Genomic DNA, 520 nt, shown 5'->3' with positions numbered 1-520 from the left:
AGCACCCCGTTCCGCGTGGACGGCCCCGCTGCCGGGTCCGACCTGCTCAAGACCACGGACGACCGGTCCGGGGCACTCGTCCTGGGAACATTGAACAACTGCGCCGGCGGCACCACCCCGTGGGGCACCGTCCTGTCCGGCGAGGAGAACTTCAACCAGTACTTCAAGGGCAACGGCTCCGCGGAGCAGAAGCGCTACGGCATCTCGACCGACGCGCCGAGCCGGCGCTGGCACGAGGTCGACCCCCGCTTCGACTCCACCCTGCCGGGCTACGAGAACGAGCCCAACCGCTTCGGCTGGGTCGTCGAGATCGACCCGCAGGACCCGTCCTCCACCCCGGTCAAGCACACGAGCCTGGGCCGGTTCAAGCACGAGGGCGCCAACGTGCGCGTCGACCAGGACGGCACCGTCGTGGCCTACTCCGGCGACGACGAGCGCTTCGACTACCTCTACAAGTTCGTCTCGGCGGGCAAGTACGTCGAGGGCGACCGCGCGCACAACATGACCCTGCTCTCCGAGG

Annotated in this window: 1 protein-coding gene; it reads left to right on the top strand. The window is 68.8% G+C overall.

Features of this window, described 5'->3' with window-relative positions; all coding sequences use genetic code 11:
• The coding region (locus tag RF638_RS16215) for a PhoX family phosphatase (protein ID WP_368842486.1) at positions 1-520 on the top strand (520 nt) is incomplete at both ends.

The sequence above is a fragment of the Kocuria sp. CPCC 205235 genome (genome assembly GCF_040980905.1).
GTDB classification, from domain to species: domain Bacteria; phylum Actinomycetota; class Actinomycetes; order Actinomycetales; family Micrococcaceae; genus Kocuria; species Kocuria carniphila.
Note: the sequence above shows the minus strand (reverse complement) of the source record. Positions and strands in the feature narration are given on the sequence as shown.